Genomic DNA, 15,612 nt, shown 5'->3' with positions numbered 1-15,612 from the left:
CAGAATGACTCTGACCTATATGGGTTTAGCTGCTGATCCACAATTACCTGCCAATGTCCGCAGGCCGGAAATATTTATTGCTGCCGTCCTTTATAAAAGCATAAACGGTTGCCGGGAGGATGCGCTGATTTGATTTTGAAGATGACCGGTGACTTTATATATTTGTTTCCGGTAAGCGTTTGGCCAGTCCCTGAAATATTCAGTCCCCCACTTTAAAACAGCCATTATGGAAAATTTTCAACTGATTGATTACCTGATCTTTGCAGCCTACGGCATTTTAATACTATCGGTAGGGCTCTGGGTGTCGCGCAGCAAAAAAGGGGAGAAAAAGAGTGCCGAGGACTACTTTCTGGCAAAGAAGAGCCTTCCCTTCTGGGCCATAGGCGCTTCGCTCATCGCGGCCAACATCTCCGCCGAGCAGTTTATCGGCATGTCGGGTTCGGGGTTTGCCATTGGCCTGGCCATTGCCAGTTACGAGTGGATGGGCGCCATTACCCTGATTGTGGTGGCCAAGTATTTTCTGCCTGTTTTTATCCGGCAGGAGCTGTTTACCATTCCCGAATTCATCGAAAAAAGGTTTAATACCAACCTGAAAACCATCCTGGCCGTTTTCTGGGTGGCGCTGTTTATTTTTGTCAACCTTACCTCGGTCTTGTTTCTCGGGGCAAAGGCCCTGGATACCATTGCAGGTACCGGCGACGGGAGTATGATATTTCCGCTGATACTGGGACTGGCACTTTTTGCCGCCGCGTATTCCATCTGGGGAGGCTTGTCGGCCGTAGCATGGACTGACGTAATTCAGGTTATATTGCTGGTAGCCGGCGGGCTGATCACCACCTTTATCGCCCTCGATCAGGTAACACCTGCCGGCGGTGTGCTGGCCGGGCTGGACCATGTTTACCAGGTGGCAGGGGATAAATTCCACATGATCCTTCGCAGGGACCACCCCGAATTTCTGAACCTGCCGGGCATCGGTGTGATTATCGGCGGCATGTGGGTGGCCAATCTCTACTACTTCGGGTTTAACCAGTACATCATTCAGCGGGCGCTGGCCGCGAAGTCGCTGCGCGAAGCGCAGAAAGGGCTTGCGTTTGCCGCTTTCCTGAAACTGCTGCTGCCTTTGCTGGTGGTTATTCCGGGTATCATCGCCTATGTTATGTACATGCAGCCGGAAGGCACCGTTGTGATTGACGGGGTGAAAACGGTTTTTAACCGGCCCGGTGGCGGCATCAATTACGATATCTCCTATCCCTGGCTGATCAAAACCTTTATCCCGGCAGGAATCAAGGGACTGGTGGTCGCGGCGCTGGCTGCCGCCATCGTTTCTTCGCTGGCTTCCATGCTGAATTCCACGGCCACCATCTTTACCATGGACATTTACAAACCTTACTTCTCCAAGCGGACCGACGGCTCCGACCTTGTTCTTACAGGCCGCATCGCCGTTATCGCAGCCCTGGCCATCGCGGTTTTTGTAGCTCCGGCGCTGAATACCATGCCCCAGATGTTTCAGTACATCCAGGAATATACCGGGGTGGTGAGTCCGGGCATCCTGGCCGTTTTCCTGATGGGATTATTCTGGAAACGGGCAACCACGCGGGCTGCCATAACAGGCGTTTTAAGCTCCATTCCGGTTGCGCTGCTGCTGAAGTTGCTGCCGCTTGAGATGCCCTTCCTCGATCAGATGATGTACACCTGTCTGATTACCATTGCCATTATCGTGATGGTAAGCCTGAGTACGGCAAAAACCGACGAGGATCCGAAAGCCATTCCCCTGCCGCGCGAAACCTTTAAAACCGGCAGGAACTTCAACATCGCGGCTTATGTGATTATGCTGATACTGACCGTGCTTTATGCCGCGCTCTGGTAAAGCTGCGTTTTGCCGCGGTCTTTCTCAGCGCCTGACAAACTTCACCGGCGGCAGAACCCTGTCTTTTGCTTCCGCCCTTACCAGATACATCCCTGACGGAAGGCCGGAGAGCGGAATATTTACCGATGACCCGTCAACGACAGTCCGGGATACCTGACGGCCGGCGAGGTCGGTGATGGTGATGAAAGCCGCTTCATCCGGGATACCCGAAACAAGGATTTCATCCTCTGCCGGGTTGGGGGATACAACCATTGCCGGCCGCGCATCCGGAAAACAACTACCCTTCAGGCCAACACCCAGGAGCGGATTTGTCCTTAGCATCCATCCATCGCCCTGCCCATAATGTGCAGGCAGGTCCCAATCGGACGAATAGGAGTTACTGGCTATTACAGCCATATCCTCATCAACACAGAGGCTTGCTGATTTCAATGCCCAACCTTCATTGTCAGAACCTCCCAGGGGCCACGTACTCAAAATTTCCCCCCAATTAACAAAACCGCTTGTCATCAATAAAGTGTAAATATCATAACCCCCGTGATTGGCCGGGAACATTCCTGAATTGGAATTGGAAACAATCAGGCAAAGCAGATATTCATCATTATAAATTTTCATGTCCGCAATAATATCAGATCCTGTGATCCCTCCCATTGTGATTCCCATCCGTTGTTCAAGTGTATCACCAACAAATTCATCAAAAACAATAATATCAGCATGTTGCCCCGGAGTATTATTGATAGTGTTATCGGTATTTCGAGCCAGATAATAACTGTCAGCATGATACAACATGCATACCGGATAGGTACCGGTTAAATGCGACGGGCATTCTTCATCAATCACTTCCCCCTCCGGATTTGTTTTCATGAGCCACAGCTTATCTGTTATTCCGATATGCTTACTCCCATAGAACATCAGGTTGCTGTCAGGAAGCACCACCGCATGCACAAAGCCATCGTTGTCTTCACTGCCGTATTTCCTGGCCCAGATTACCTGAAACTGAGCGTCCAGCCTGATGCAAAAAGCGTCGTCGCCTCCCATTGAGATTGAATTTGAGAAAGTGCCGTCGAAACTGCCGGTTCGCCCGACAATAAGGTAACCGTTGTCATGGGTGGGGACTATGCGAAAAGCCTCATCGTTACTGCTGCCTCCGAAATGAAATCCTTCAATGCTCACTCCACCGGAAGTCATGCACTTAACCCAGACATCAAACGATCCGTTGTTTACCGGAAAGTCCCCGTCGGATGAATTAGAATTGATGAGTACCAGATATACCGAATCCTCCCGCTGAATGAGATCCTTTACAAGTTCATCACTTGAGCCGCCAAGCACTGCAACATAGTCTTTATTGCCTTCATCATCCGTGCTGATCATCCAGGCGTCGGATAAACCAGTATTGAAGGGAATGTCTGTATCTGATGAAAAGGTGTGTCCTGCAGCAAGAAAGCCTCCCTCGCGGCCTTTAACAACGCGCGTAAGATAATCCGTATTACTTCCGCCATAATTAAACGACCATTGCACTGCCTGACCGGATGCAATCACCGGCAAAGAAATCACATACCAAGCCAGCAATATTCTTTTTAAATTTGGGATAGCGAGCATACAAATTCCATTTTAAATGTATAGAGGGAATCATATTATAATTGTCCGGACAGCATGAACAATAAACAACAAATATACAGAATCTGCCGTCAGATCTCGCTTTTCATCGGACAAACCAAAATAAGGGTATAGCCGCAAGCGGATCTGATTCAGGATTACCCGGATACTGACGCATCCGGGAGTGCTTAGGCATAATACAACACTATAATCAGCGCCTGAAAAACTTCACCGGCGGCAGAACCCTGCCTTTTGTTGCGGCCCTTACCAGATACATCCCGGACGGAAGGCCGGAGAGCGGAATATTTACCGATGATTTGTCAACGCCTGTATGGAACACCTGCCGGCCGGCGAGGTCGGTGATGGTGATGAAAGCCGCGTCATCCGGGATCCCCGAAACAAGGATTTCATCCTCAGCCGGGTTGGGGGATACATGTATTCCGGCAACCGCAGCAAACCCTTCATCCGGCAAACCAAGGGAATATAAAGGGTCCGCTTTGAAAATCCAGCCATCGTAAGAGCCATAGTTTCCCGGAACGTCGCCATCGCCGGAATAAGACCTGCTGGCGCAAATAGCCATTGCACCATCCATAATGAAATTGCCACCATTTTCATGTGACCCGTCATAGCTTGATCCGCCAAAAGGCCTGCTGTGAATAAGGCCGAAATCATTGGAAAAGAGTACATAAAAAAGGTCATATTCTCCGTGATTGCCGTGAAATGGCCATTGGTTGGTATTCGAAGCTACCAGACAAAGGATATGCTGGTCGTCGTAAGGTTTCATATCCAGAATAATATCGTTGCCGTCACCTCCGCCGGTTTCGTTCATGGAAACATAATCCAGGTTTTCATCAAATTTATAGATCATCATATGCCGGTTGGTGACTTTGGAGACCACGTTATTGGTATTGGCGGCAACATAAATATGACCGGCATGGTGCATCATACACACGGGAAATACACCGGTGACTTTTTCGAAGTTTACTTCATCCAAAAATTCACCCAAAGAGTTGGTTTTCAGCAACCAGCCGGTATTGAGATTCGACTGAAACTTACTGCCATAGAACAGAAGATTGCCATCGGGCAGGGCCAGTGCATCCACAAAACCATCTTCGTCTTTGGTTCCGAATTTCCTCACCCAGGTAATCTGCGAAGTTGAAGACAATCTTATACAAAACGCATCTTTACCACCCAGTCCGCTTCCAAAAGTTCCGTCGTTGCTGTTGGTCTGCCCGACGATAAGGTGACTTCCGGCAGGAGCCTGCGCAAGTTTAACGGCGTCATCTTTTCCGCTGCCGCCGAAATGCAGCGAGCCACCAGCCTGTCCGTCAAAAGTTATACTTTTCAGCCAGATATCGAGGTCTCCTGAATTGGCCGGGAAATCGCCATTTGCAGAATAGGAGTTGAATAACATCATAAAGTAGGCGTTGTCAACCTCAACGGCATCTTTAAAAATATCATCGGAACTGCCCCCAAAAACACTGACAAACTCCTTTTCGCCCGGGGCGTTGACTTTAATCACCCAGGCATCGGAACTCCCGGCATTGGATGGCAGGTCAATGTCAGCGGAATACGAGTTTCCACCTGCAAGAAATCCTCCTGAATTACTGCTTATGATACGGGTTAAGTAATCGTTCTGGCTTCCGCCGTAATTAAAAGACCATTGCAGGGCCTGGCCCGACAGAAGTATTGGCAGGAATATCATTGATGCTGCCAACACCATTCTCAGATTCTGTTTCGTTTGCATGATTGCTTTTATTAGGAAGTTAGGGATACCTGTTAAGATGCGTCCATCGACAAATAAGGGAAATTAACATAGCTAATCCACAAATATACTGAATTCATTGCCCGGATCAGCAAATTAAAAGTCTGATAAGTATTAATCAGATTTTTTCAGGAAGGTGATCGGGTCGCACGGCAATTTTACGCTTTCAACCTGCCCGTATGCGCGTTTAACCACTTTTGTTTTCCCGGGCCTGTCCTTCAAAATACTTTTGCCTCATCAACACAGGAACAAATCAAATAATCAAAGAGATGAAAACAAAACCCGCACTTACACTTTTACTTTTCGCTGTTCTTGCATTCAGCGGCATGGCCCAGGACAATGCAAAGAAATCCGGTTTCGAACTGAGCAGCGGCGTTGCATTTCCCGTTTCAAACCCTGGTGGAGCCGACCTGAAAACCGGTTTTGGATTTGAAGGAATCTTCCATTATCAGTTTATGCCTCATCTGGGGCTTTATGCAGGCTGGGGATGGAACCGGAATCAGGCCCCGGAATCTTTTGCCGGAAAGGATGCAGACTTCGAGGAAACCGGTTATGTATTCGGACTTCAGTTCAAACATGCCATCGGAAGCTCACCGGTTTCGTGGTATGCCAGGGCTGCCGGGCTTTACAACCATATTGAAGTGGAAAACACTGCCGGAGAAATTATTTACGACAGTGGCCATGGATTGGGCTGGCAGGTGGCCGGAGGAATTGACATTGATCTGGGCCGCAACTGGAGCCTCACCCCGGGCCTCAAATTCAATTCACTGAACCGTGAAATTGAAGTGGAAGGCAATGTAACCGGACTCAGCTTAAACTACCTCTCGGCCCGTGTCGGGATCCTGAAAAAATTCTGAAACCCTGAAACCGGCGGGTCAGCAATGGCCCGCCCGGTTACTTAACGCAAATGAAAAAATGAAAGCACAACTTATCCCATTCTTTACCCTGCTTTTGCTGCTGACAGTTTCCTGTGAAAAAGAAAAGCCTGTCAGCTACGGTTTTCATTGTCCCATTCAGGATAATTCAAACGGTTACACCGTGATGGCGGTCACCAGTCAGGCTGAATCGGTGCAACTCGAAGGTTCCGTCTCAGTTTCAGAAGGAAGCGTTGAAATAATCCTTCTCGGACCCGGCAAAGAGGAGATCTATAAAATATCGGTTGAAGCACCCGGTCATGTAACGGTTAATGAATCATTCCCGGCCCGGACAGGATTCTGGCAACTGAAATACAAAAGCACCAAAGGGAACGGCAACCTGGAACTTCACCTTAAGTACCGGGGGGCCAATCAAAATTGAAACTATATTTGACAATCATTTCATGCTGACATGTTTTTCAGACAGATACACGGCTATTTCCCCTTCTGGCGCCTGCTTCTGCTATTGCTGGGGTTATCCGTCGGCGTTCAGCTGGCAGTTATCACCTACAATCACCTGAGCGGTTATTATGTTTTATCGGGTTATCTGCATTTCTTTCTCAGACTGGCCAGGGGGATCATCCTCAGCCTTTCCGCTGCCTTTCTGATTGCCTACCCGGATCTTTTTATCATCAGGTACTTTAACAAAAGTATACCCTGGGGAAAGCAAACAGCCCTGCGGATACTCCTCCAGATGGGATTTGCGGTTACGATTGCCGTGATTATTGCCCTGGCCGTTACCTTTACCGCAAACCGGATAAATCCTTATTCCGAAGATCTTTCAGGCGTATTGATCACCAATGCCCTTATTATTGCCGTAGCCAACCTTTTGATGATGGCTGTTCTTGAAGGCTGGATCTACTACATCGAAAGTAAAAAGGCAACGCTCAAGGCAGAAACCCTTGAAAAGGAGCTTTCGCAGATCAGGTTTGAAGTACTGAAAAGTCAGATCAACCCGCACTTCATGTTCAACAGTCTGAACGTACTCTCGGGGCTGATTAACCGGGATACGGTGAAAGCCCAGCAGTTTATCGACGAATTTTCACAGGTTTACCGCTACGTGCTCGAAACTATTGAACAGCCGGTGACCACCCTGGGAAGGGAACTGGATTTTATGCATTCCTATCTTTTCCTTCAGCAGATCAGGTATGGCCGGAACCTGGGTTTCTCTGTAGATGTTCCCGCCGCATTGCTGAATTGCGTACTTCCACCACTCTCGCTGCAGGTGTTGCTCGAAAATGCCATCAAACACAACATCGTAAACGAGTCAAAGCCGCTCAGGATCGAGGTTTACAGCGATGGATACAACCTGGTGGTAAAAAACAACCTGCAGCCGAAAATTTCCTCGGCAGCCTCAACCGGCCTGGGGCTGAAAAATCTGGTGAAGCGTTATGCCCTGATTACCGGAGAGGAACCCTCGTTCAAAATTGAGACCGGCCATTATATTGCACGCATTCCCCTTATTAATCCCGAAAGTGATGAACATACTGATCGTTGAAGATGAAAGTTTCGCTGCCGACAAGCTGGAGCAGATGCTCCTGGAGGTTGACCCGGACATCAGGATACTTGCGAAAACAGGTTCTATAAAAGACTCGGTAAAATGGCTGATGGATCACACGGCCGATCTGATTTTCCTCGATATACAACTTTCGGATGGCATCAGTTTCACCATCTTTGAACAAATCCCCGTGAATATCCCGGTGATTTTCACCACCGCCTACGACCAGTATGCCATCAAGGCCTTTCAGCTAAACAGCATTGCATACCTGCTCAAACCCATCAGAAAAAGCGACCTGGCAGAGAGCCTCAGAAAATATCATTCGCTGCGGTCGGCTTTCAGTATCGATTTCGATTTGCTGATGGCCAACATACAGGGAAGAAAACCGGATTATAAAAAACGCTTCCTTATCCAGATCGGGGAAAGGATCAGAAAAATTGAAATTTCGGAGATCGCGTACTTCTATGTACTTGAAAAAGGGGTGTATCTGAAGACCCTGCAGGGAATCTCCTATCCTGTGGATTATGCCCTCGACCGCCTGGAAACCCTGCTGAACCCCGAAAAGTTTTTCAGGATAAACCGGAAGTATATTGTAAATATGGACGCCATTTCAAACATGGTTGCCTATTCCCGCGGACGCGTCAAACTGGAACTCAAGCCCAAAGCCGACGAAGAATATGATGCCATTGTGAGCGTGGACCGCGCCGCCGCCTTCAAAAAATGGCTTAATTCCTGATCATTCCGGGTATTTAACCGAACCATTATGACCGCCTCCATTGAAAACCTGCTGAAAAACTCGAATCTTCCCGGTCCCAGAGGCAATCTGGAACTCATGTATTCTTTCGCGCATTCGGCCAATGCCATGGAAATATCCGAATGCATGAGTTACCTCAGGGATGATCTGAGAAATTCACCGGAAGAGTTTGTAGTTATGTGCGGACTTGTGGGTTACGCTGTGCTTAACAGGCAAAACCTGCCCGGATGTCTTGCTTTTTTGCGGCGCTTTGCCTCTCACGGCAGCTGGCGTATCCGCGAGGCCGTGGCTATGGGGATTCAGGAGACCGGTGCCGGAAACATGGATTTGCTTATCCTGCACCTCAAATCCTGGCTTGATGGAAATGAACTTGAAAAACGCGCCGTGGTCGCCGGCCTGTGTGAACCCAGACTGCTCATTGACAAAGAAACTGTAAACGAAGTGCTCCAGATCTTATGGGATATTACCCTCGGATTCAGTGCTTCCCCCGGAAAAATCAGCGATGCAGCCAAAACACTCCGGCAAGCCCTGGGATACGGCTGGAGTGTCGCCATCGTTCACCATCCCATCGCGGGAAAAAAGATATTTGAGCAACTTGCCGGGATGGATAACCCCCATATCCGCCATATTGTAAAAGAAAATCTCAAAAAAAACCGGTTGCTGAAAATGGACAAGGCATGGGTTGAAGCAAGAATTGCCGGACTCTGAATACTTGTGGACATATTCCGGCAATATAACATACCTGTGAAAGCACAATTCTGCTAAAGAAACCGGTTTCCAGGCCGTCACAGTTCACAAATGAAAAATCCCCTTTCATCAGCACCCCGAAACGTTTCATGGTAATAAATTACAATTCCGGATAAAGGCAGCTTAGCTTTGCCGCTTCAGCCCACGGGAAGTGATGCTGCTTTTTATTGATCAACCAAAGTTCTCCAAGTATTTTATGAAAAATATCATCTGGTCAACGGGACACATGCTGAGATACAACGACATTGTCGATGCCGACAATTGTTACGTGTACGACCGGAACGGTCAGCGGATGATTGACCTGGAATCCGGCGTATGGTGTACCTGTCTGGGTCACAACAACAAACGCATCAATACCGTCATCACTGAACAGATCAACAGGATCAGCCATACCGGATTTTGTTACTGCCATCCGGCAGTTGCTGAAACGGCTGAGAAGATTCTGAGCATTACCAATATGCCTGATGGTGGCTGTGAATTCCTGTCTTCGGGAAGCGAAGCGGTGGAATACGGGATGCGCATCGCACGGGCGCTGAGCCGGAAGCCATTGGCCCTGTCTTATACAGATGCTTATTTCGGCACTTACGGAGATGCGGCGCTCAAAGACAGCAGAAACTGGTTTGTTTACGACAGGTTTGATTGCTCGTGCAGCAAAACCGGAAATGGTTGCTCAGGTGATTGCAGCAGGTTTGAGGAGATCCCCTTTGAGAATATCGGGATTTTTATCCTTGAACCGGGCAGCTCCATGGGGCTGGTTCGTTTCCCGGAGCAGAGCCTTGTTGAAAAAATTGCAGGCATCGTTCAGGCTAACGGCGGCATCGTCATCTCGAATGAAGTCACCACAGGTATCGGGCGTACCGGGAAATGGTTCGGATACCAGCATTACAACATACAGCCCGATATCATAGCCATGGGCAAAGGTCTGGGCAATGGCTACCCGGTAAGCGCGGTAGCCGTTTCCGAGAGAATTATGAAGGAGCTTGCATCCGGCAGTTTTCATTATTCACAGTCACACCAGAACGACCCGCTTGGAGCCGTTGTTGCCGGAGAGGTTATCGATATCATTCAGGAAAGCGATCTGATCTGGGGCGCCGCATTCAAGGGCGAATACCTTCTGGAGTGCCTCCGGGGACTAAAGGAGGAGATGCCGCTTATCAGCGACGTGCGTGGCCGGGGACTGATGCTGGCCATTGAGTTCAAACACAGTACAGACATTATCAACAGTGAACTGCTGAAAAGAGGATTTATCACAGGCCGCCGGCCAAATGCCGAAGTCCTGCGCCTGGATCCCGCCCTCACCATAGAAAAGGCGACCATCGACCATTTTGTGACCGCGTTGCGGGAGATTCTCTCCGGAACAGGCGGTGAAGCATCACCCCAGGATATTATGTACAAACAAACAGATAAAATACAGGCATGAAAAAAATAATCCTGTTTACATTATTAATTACACTCTCCGTTACATCAGCAGCCGGCCAAACAGCGCAAAAATGGCATTTTAAAACCGGGGGCAGAATTTACAGTTCGCCTTTGATCGCGGGTGACCTGATCCTGTTCGGCAGCGGCGACAGCTGCTTTTATGCCCTGAATAAGTCTGTTGGCAATGAGGTATGGCGCTTTAAAACCGGCGGGGCTGTGCATTGCGATGCGGCTATCTGTAATTCCGCCGTACTTTTTGCAAGTGCCGACGGTTATCTTTATTCACTGGACGTGAACACGGGCAGGCTGAACTGGAAGTCAGCCACCGGAAAAGAGAAAATGCTCGATCTGTGGGATTATTACCTCTCCTCTCCCGTCGTTTCCGGAGGATTGGTATTCCGGGGAAGCAGTGACAGTTGCCTTTATGCCCTGGAAGCCGGAACAGGTAAACTGAAGTGGAAATTCAGGGCCGGGGGGATGATCCATGCAAGCCCGGTTATTGAAAAAGGTGCGGTGATGTTCGGTGATTTTGCCGGCAATTTTTATGCCTTGAACGCCACTGATGGCAGCTTATTATGGCAATTCAAAACCGTAGGTGACCTCTATTTCCCCAATGGTGAAGTTCAGAAAGGGGGAACCATCGGCGGGGAAACCGTATATTTCGGCAGCCGCGACTTCAACGTCTATGCCCTGAACACAAAAACAGGAAGGGGCAAATGGAACATGAAAGAACGGGGAAGCTGGGTGGTTGCAACCCCGGTAATGTACGGGGAGCATATTTACTTCGGCACCTCGGATACACATTCCTTCTATTGCCTCAGAAAATCAGACGGTGAGGTAATCTGGAAAATCCGGCTGCCCATGCGGGTGTATGGCTCCGCACTTGTTTACAATGATGTGGTTTACTTCGGTTGTTTCGACGGAAAGCTGAGAGGGGTAGATCCGCTTACAGGCACCCCGGTATCCGAATTTCTCACACAGGGCTGTAAGGATAATTATCAGAAGGTATTCAATGATGACGGCAGTTTCAGAAGCAACTTCGAATTATATGGCAGGGATTATATGGAATCTGAAAGAATTATCCACACGCTCGGGGCCATTCTTTCCACCCCTGTTGCTGATGCCGGTGTGCTCTATTTCGGAAGTTCCGACGGAAATCTTTATGCCGTTGAAGCCAGATAATCCCGTTGAGAATCCCATTCACTAAAACACAGCCCCCGGACAGGTCAGCCTTACCGGGGGCTTTTGTTTAAAACTCCTGACGGGGCATTTCAGCTGATCCTATGGCAGGAAGCGGGTGATATGCCATTTAAACCCGGATTAATCAATGGGGAAAACTGCTCCTCTTATTAACAGCTTCATTTTAAATATCATACTTTGCTGAAAATTACGGAGAAACACAGGAATGCCCGGATACGTTCATCACCATCATATCCCCCTTCACCTGCCTTTTCTGCAGGTTCAGCATATTTCGGTTTATGGCCCGCAAATCATGCAGTAGTTTTGTATCCAACGAATTACAAATCTATTAAAGAAATGAAAATGAAAAGATTTATCAGACCGCTCTTCCTGGCTTCCGGCATGCTATTGCTGCTCAGCTTATCCTCAAAAGCCACGAATAATCCTGACGGATTTGTCACAATGGATAAAAATATCCGGCAGATGATCAGCTTTTATGATTCAGATACCATTATACTGGTTATTCCTGATCATTACCGGATCAGCGAAAACGATATGAATGAAATCAGGAATTTCGTCTTCTGGAAGCAAAAGCCTGAGTACATTGTTAAATGCGAATCTGAGCTGAACGATTCCGATCTCAGGTTTAACCTCCACTTTTTCGGGCCCTGCTGCAGGTTTTCCGGCGCTCACTTTTCAGGTACTCCTTTCGCTGTCAGCGAAAAAGGCTTCACTTTCGGGGGAACCGGTTTCACTCAGCCGGAGGACGCTTTCTACTTTATGAATTCCTCCGGAAACAGACTTTATACCTGCCGGAATGGCGAGAACACCCCTTTGTCTTATACGCGATATATGGCTGGCGCCTATCAGCTTTATATTTTCAGCGGGGAGCGAATTGTTGTGCCGGCGCTGCCTCAGGAAACGGAACACCGCATCGCCTCAATGGTATGGTTTCATACCGGCCGTATCGCATCGCAGAACCCAAAGAACCAGACAGACTAGATCTGACAGACAACAGTTGCATTAGTTAAATTCTTGAATCCCAATACTGTTTAAACGTTACAAAAATGGCAAAAACCGTTAAATCATTTTGCATTGTCATGAACCTTTTGCTGAATGGTATTTTCATCAGTGCCGGGTTCTCACAACCAGCCGGTTTCATTGCAATGGATGACAGCGTAAAACTGATGCAAAAATTCTATGATACCGATACGGTAGTGGTCGTTTTACCGGATGGATATGATTTAAATCATGAAGATGCAACATTGATCAGAGATTTTGTTTTCTGGAAAGAGAAGCCATTTTATGAATTCCGGCATGAAACGCAACTGAGCACAACGGATTCAGGTAAACACCTGCTTTTCAGCGGACCGGTACATGCTTTCAGGCATATTTCCGCGGCTGACCTTCCGGTAACACCCCTGAAATACGGATTCTCTTACAAAGGGGAGCAATTCTGCGAACCCGGAGATGGTTTTTATTACATCAGCCACAATGCCGACCGGCTCTATATCTGCCGGAACGGTGAAGATGCGCCGCTTTCCTACCTTGGTTACCTGACCAGTGCCTATCAGTTTTACATACTCAGGGGAGACCGGATCATTTATAGCGGTTTTCATCCCGGAAGGGGGAAAACTGAACAGATGAACAATTTGGATGATCTCAGGAAAAGCTATTTCGGCAAACTGATCCGGACAAAATATGCCGATTTCTATGTTGCCGCTTCAATCACCGATACAACGGGACTTGGCAGCGCTCTGCCTGAATTTGACCGGTATGTGGATGGCATGTGCCAATACCTGTCCGTTGAACCGGCGGATGTTCCCCGCTTTGTAACTTACTTTTACAACACCCGGGAAGAATTACAGTATTTCATTGCCGCTCCGCTCTGGCAAACCGTGTATGGAAAATCAACCGGAAACATAAATCACGTTACGGGCCTGAGTATGACCATCTGCCGGCATGAAGCAGGACATACCATTATTGGTGCAACGATCGGAAAGGCGCCGTCAGCCTTTTTCGATGAGGGGTTCCGTCAGGCTACCGATTATTATTTCAGTCCCGAAACTTATCAGCACGATTTTGAAGTTTTCAGAACCCACCATCAATACCTGACTCCTGCATTGATTACCGGTGAACCGGTTGAGTTTTTCAGGGCAATGGAAAATTACAGCATATCCGGAATTTTTATTCATGCGCTTATCCGGATTACCGGCCCTGAAGCTTTTAAGAGAGCGTATGCCGGGCATTGTATGGATGAATTTATTCAGGAATACGGTTATACCTGGGAGAAACTGATCGAAGAGGTGAAAACCAATATAGTTTCAGAATAAATCAGGCACAACCATGAATACTGATAAACTCAAACCATTGTCAGCGGTATTTGCCCTGGGAGGTGTATGGGATACCATTGCAGGAATTCTTTACATTTTCGCGATCGGTTCAGGGCGTAACATCGACAATCCGCCAATGGACCCTTTTTATGCGATATTTCTGGGATCTTTCTTTCTCTGCTTTGCCTACCTGCAGTTTATGTCGGCATTGAACATCCGGCGCTATGCCCTGAATGTAGGGTGTCTGATTACCGGAAGGGCTTTCTATATTCTGCTGCTCTACTCATATATGGTTTTTGTTCCGGGTTTCCCCGATACATTCTGGTTCACCGGAATCATCGACGGATTGCTGACAATAAGTTACATAATATTTGCTTTGAGGGGTGGTTTAGGAGTGAGGAATTTATTCCTTCCTGAGGTTAAATGATCATAATCCATATCTTTCGCGATAGCAGCATGAACAATAAAACCAATCCCGGGAATAATTCAAAAAAAAAATGATTCAATCATGAAAAAAGTATCGCTTCTTTTGCTGTTTTCCATTTTGATATCGGGAATTCAGGCTCAGGATATGCTTGTTAAAACAACCGATAATGTTGAATTATTTGTTACAGTTAAAGGTAAGGGTACCCCATGTCTCTATTTGCATGGAGGACCGGGCAGCGGCAGCTATTGGGCTGAAAAGTTTGCCGGCGACTCTCTGGAGCAGTTCTTTCAGATGATTTATCTCGATCAGCGGGGTTGTGGCCGGTCTTCAGGGCCAAAGGATAACAATTATTCGATGAGCAGAATGGTAGCTGATTTTGAAGAGGTCAGAATGGCACTGGGAATCAGCGAATGGCTTGTAATGGGTCATTCTTTTGGCGGTCTTCTGCAGATGGGATATGCTATAAGTCATCCGGAGGCTATTAAAGGAATGCTTATGATCAACTGTACCCTTGATTGGAAAGATTCCTTTGAAAACGGATTCTACCCTAAAGCATGTTCATTACCTGAAATGGCAGATTCAAAATGGTGCAACGATGATTCTTCGTTCTTTGTCGACAGATTCGGAGCGCTGATTGGTGAACTCAGCCAAAAAAATCTGATGTGGAAACCAGGTTACGATTCGTACGAAAATTATTTAAGAATGGGCCAAACCTTCGGCGAAGTACCAGACTGGAACTGGGGAAGTGAAGAGTATATCGTATATACTACCGATTATCATGAAAATTTCAGGAAATATACTCCGGAAATCAACATACCGGTATTATTTTTCTATGGAAAATCTGACTGGGTAATAGGTCCGGAACATTTTAAAGATGTCTGTTTCCCTGACATGATACTCTGGGGAAGCGATGTAGGGCATATGCCTTTCCTTGAAAACAGCAGTGATTTGTTTCAGGCAATTAAAAGCTACCGGGATAAATACAGGTTCTGACCAAATATTATATTGATCTTCACACTTCATCCAATGATTGTCAGAACAACAAAATTTGAGAAGATATTCCGGGAATCAAAAACTGTTCTCACGGAAGGGGCGCTGGCTGTGAGATTGAAACCG

At 47.6% G+C, this 15,612-nt stretch carries 14 protein-coding genes; 12 read left to right on the top strand and 2 right to left on the bottom strand.

Features of this window, described 5'->3' with window-relative positions:
* Positions 1–226 precede the first annotated feature (226 nt).
* Positions 227–1,867: a sodium:solute symporter family transporter gene (locus tag TBC1_RS00810; RefSeq protein ID WP_062037132.1), complete on the top strand. Its 1,641-nt coding sequence runs from the start codon at positions 227–229 to the stop codon at positions 1,865–1,867.
* 24 nt (positions 1,868–1,891) lie between these two features.
* Here the strand turns inward: TBC1_RS00810 and TBC1_RS00805 are convergent, their stop codons facing one another.
* Positions 1,892–3,463, bottom strand: coding sequence for a T9SS type A sorting domain-containing protein (locus tag TBC1_RS00805; protein ID WP_062037129.1), 1,572 nt, complete (start codon positions 3,461–3,463; stop codon positions 1,892–1,894).
* A gap of 208 nt (positions 3,464–3,671) precedes the next feature.
* Entirely contained in the window at positions 3,672–5,207 is a 1,536-nt protein-coding gene (locus TBC1_RS00800) for a T9SS type A sorting domain-containing protein (RefSeq protein WP_082189425.1), read from the bottom strand.
* Positions 5,208–5,494: 287 nt separating this feature from the next.
* On the opposite strand from TBC1_RS00800, the gene TBC1_RS00795 reads away from it, so the two are divergent.
* The 11 genes from TBC1_RS00795 to TBC1_RS00745 all read left to right on the top strand — a co-directional run bounded on the left by TBC1_RS00795 (position 5,495) and on the right by TBC1_RS00745 (position 15,489).
* Complete coding sequence (locus TBC1_RS00795) at positions 5,495–6,082, top strand: outer membrane beta-barrel protein (protein WP_137305338.1); 588 nt, start codon at positions 5,495–5,497, stop codon at positions 6,080–6,082.
* A 58-nt stretch (positions 6,083–6,140) separates the two neighbouring features.
* Positions 6,141–6,521 carry a hypothetical protein gene (locus TBC1_RS00790; protein WP_062037120.1) on the top strand — a complete coding sequence of 127 codons (381 nt, stop codon included), beginning with the start codon at positions 6,141–6,143 and terminating at the stop codon, positions 6,519–6,521.
* Between the two features lie 30 nt (positions 6,522–6,551).
* Entirely contained in the window at positions 6,552–7,637 is a 1,086-nt protein-coding gene (locus TBC1_RS00785; RefSeq protein WP_062037117.1) for a sensor histidine kinase, read from the top strand.
* On the top strand, positions 7,618–8,373 hold the full coding sequence (locus TBC1_RS00780; protein WP_062037115.1) for a LytR/AlgR family response regulator transcription factor: 756 nt from the start codon (positions 7,618–7,620) through the stop codon (positions 8,371–8,373). Before TBC1_RS00785 ends, TBC1_RS00780 begins: the two co-directional genes overlap by 20 nt.
* 27 nt (positions 8,374–8,400) lie before the next feature.
* Positions 8,401–9,099, top strand: a complete 699-nt coding sequence (locus TBC1_RS00775) for a hypothetical protein (RefSeq protein ID WP_062037112.1) — start codon at positions 8,401–8,403, stop codon at positions 9,097–9,099.
* Positions 9,100–9,334: 235 nt separating this feature from the next.
* Positions 9,335–10,558: a class-III pyridoxal-phosphate-dependent aminotransferase gene (locus TBC1_RS00770; protein ID WP_172668790.1), complete on the top strand. Its 1,224-nt coding sequence runs from the start codon at positions 9,335–9,337 to the stop codon at positions 10,556–10,558.
* Complete coding sequence (locus TBC1_RS00765) at positions 10,555–11,739, top strand: outer membrane protein assembly factor BamB family protein (RefSeq protein ID WP_062037105.1); 1,185 nt, start codon at positions 10,555–10,557, stop codon at positions 11,737–11,739. Before TBC1_RS00770 ends, TBC1_RS00765 begins: the two co-directional genes overlap by 4 nt.
* Before the next feature lie 360 nt (positions 11,740–12,099).
* The gene (locus TBC1_RS00760; protein ID WP_137305336.1) at positions 12,100–12,738 is read left to right on the top strand and encodes a hypothetical protein; all 639 of its coding nucleotides are present in this window, start codon (positions 12,100–12,102) and stop codon (positions 12,736–12,738) included.
* 65 nt (positions 12,739–12,803) lie between these two features.
* A complete protein-coding gene (locus tag TBC1_RS00755; protein WP_062037099.1) occupies positions 12,804–14,069 on the top strand; it encodes a hypothetical protein in 1,266 nt (421 codons plus the stop codon).
* Between the two features lie 13 nt (positions 14,070–14,082).
* On the top strand, positions 14,083–14,496 hold the full coding sequence (locus tag TBC1_RS00750; RefSeq protein ID WP_062037096.1) for a hypothetical protein: 414 nt from the start codon (positions 14,083–14,085) through the stop codon (positions 14,494–14,496).
* Positions 14,497–14,577: 81 nt separating this feature from the next.
* Complete coding sequence (locus TBC1_RS00745) at positions 14,578–15,489, top strand: alpha/beta fold hydrolase (RefSeq protein ID WP_062037093.1); 912 nt, start codon at positions 14,578–14,580, stop codon at positions 15,487–15,489.
* The last annotated feature ends 123 nt before the right edge of the window (positions 15,490–15,612 follow it).

The sequence above is a fragment of the Lentimicrobium saccharophilum genome (assembly GCF_001192835.1).
In the GTDB taxonomy this organism is placed as follows: Bacteria; Bacteroidota; Bacteroidia; order Bacteroidales; family Lentimicrobiaceae; genus Lentimicrobium; species Lentimicrobium saccharophilum.
This window is presented reverse-complemented; position numbering and strand designations above follow the sequence as displayed.

Coding starts and splice junctions, on each gene's coding strand:
- TBC1_RS00810 (WP_062037132.1), top strand. CDS start 227: ATGGAAAATTTTCAACTGATTGATTACCTGATCTTTGCAGCCTACGGC.
- TBC1_RS00805 (WP_062037129.1), bottom strand. CDS start 3,463: ATGCTCGCTATCCCAAATTTAAAAAGAATATTGCTGGCTTGGTATGTG.
- TBC1_RS00800 (WP_082189425.1), bottom strand. CDS start 5,207: ATGCAAACGAAACAGAATCTGAGAATGGTGTTGGCAGCATCAATGATA.
- TBC1_RS00795 (WP_137305338.1), top strand. CDS start 5,495: ATGAAAACAAAACCCGCACTTACACTTTTACTTTTCGCTGTTCTTGCA.
- TBC1_RS00790 (WP_062037120.1), top strand. CDS start 6,141: ATGAAAGCACAACTTATCCCATTCTTTACCCTGCTTTTGCTGCTGACA.
- TBC1_RS00785 (WP_062037117.1), top strand. CDS start 6,552: ATGTTTTTCAGACAGATACACGGCTATTTCCCCTTCTGGCGCCTGCTT.
- TBC1_RS00780 (WP_062037115.1), top strand. CDS start 7,618: ATGAACATACTGATCGTTGAAGATGAAAGTTTCGCTGCCGACAAGCTG.
- TBC1_RS00775 (WP_062037112.1), top strand. CDS start 8,401: ATGACCGCCTCCATTGAAAACCTGCTGAAAAACTCGAATCTTCCCGGT.
- TBC1_RS00770 (WP_172668790.1), top strand. CDS start 9,335: ATGAAAAATATCATCTGGTCAACGGGACACATGCTGAGATACAACGAC.
- TBC1_RS00765 (WP_062037105.1), top strand. CDS start 10,555: ATGAAAAAAATAATCCTGTTTACATTATTAATTACACTCTCCGTTACA.
- TBC1_RS00760 (WP_137305336.1), top strand. CDS start 12,100: ATGAAAAGATTTATCAGACCGCTCTTCCTGGCTTCCGGCATGCTATTG.
- TBC1_RS00755 (WP_062037099.1), top strand. CDS start 12,804: ATGGCAAAAACCGTTAAATCATTTTGCATTGTCATGAACCTTTTGCTG.
- TBC1_RS00750 (WP_062037096.1), top strand. CDS start 14,083: ATGAATACTGATAAACTCAAACCATTGTCAGCGGTATTTGCCCTGGGA.
- TBC1_RS00745 (WP_062037093.1), top strand. CDS start 14,578: ATGAAAAAAGTATCGCTTCTTTTGCTGTTTTCCATTTTGATATCGGGA.